Genomic DNA, 1,002 nt, shown 5'->3' on the forward strand with positions numbered 1-1,002 from the left:
CTCTTAAGACAATGCTTGAAGCAATTGTTCGCGACAAGGGCAAGGACGGTATGCTTGACCAAAAGCCGGAGAAGGACGCATCTTCGGATTTCGGCTCAATGGTGAGGGCGGTTGGCCCGAAGCTGAAGCTCGACAAGGAGAATTCAAAGCCTGACAAGAGCTTGACGGAATCGCGGGATACAGTTGAGTTGGATGAGGAGGACAGGGATGTTCCCGACGCTCCCGCCCAAGGTATCTTCGGGCAGGCGATTCTTGCTTTCGAACAATTGCTCGACCGGCAGCAGCACGAAAATGGCGAACAGCCACAATCCGTCACCAAAGCCAGGGCGTCATCCAAAGCCGATATAGTTGCAGAACCCATGCAAATCGTTGAGGCGGATCAGGGGAGCGAAAAACCGGCCGAGATATCCGTGCCCGATAAAAAGCCCGGGAAGACTGATCTGAAAGCCGTCACGGATACGCAGGTAGCCGCTGCCTTGCAGGACAAACAGGAACCCGGCAAATTAGTCCCGCGAGCCGGGCAGGACGTTGCGCCAGCGACTCAGGCCCCCGAGGCACCGAAACTCAAGGTGAGCATCAAGGCCGCCCCGGTAGAATACGCCGCGCCTGTTGAGGCAGCTACGCCCGCACTGTCCCCGTCGGTTCAAGCGGAGGCAAAACTCGGTGCGATTGCGTCGAACAATTCGGTGCCAGTACAAACCTCCCGCCTGCCGATAACCGATGTCCAGGTTCTTTCTGATCGCAGCATGCCGGGCGCCAGAACGCTGGTGATCCAGCTTCAGCCCATCGAACTTGGAACGGTAACGGCGCGCATGCGCCTGACGCCTGACGGCATGCATATCCAGTTGACGGCGGAAAACCCGGCGATGGCAGAACATCTTGCCAAGGACCATGACATGCTTACCAAGGCCCTGCAGCGGGCGGGTGTAGCAGATGATGCCTCCTCAGTCACCATCTCGGTCATTGATCGCTCCGGCGCCGCCTCGAGCACGCAGACAGGGC

Annotated in this window: 1 protein-coding gene; it reads left to right on the forward strand. The window is 58.5% G+C overall.

Going from position 1 to position 1,002, the window contains the following annotated elements; all coding sequences use genetic code 11:
• Positions 1-11 precede the first annotated feature (11 nt).
• On the forward strand, positions 12-1,002 hold a 991-nt coding region (fliK, locus tag ACXJ5O_RS28185), incomplete at its 3' end, for a flagellar hook-length control protein FliK (RefSeq protein ID WP_457302792.1).

This window comes from Phyllobacterium sp. P5_D12, assembly GCF_054049495.1.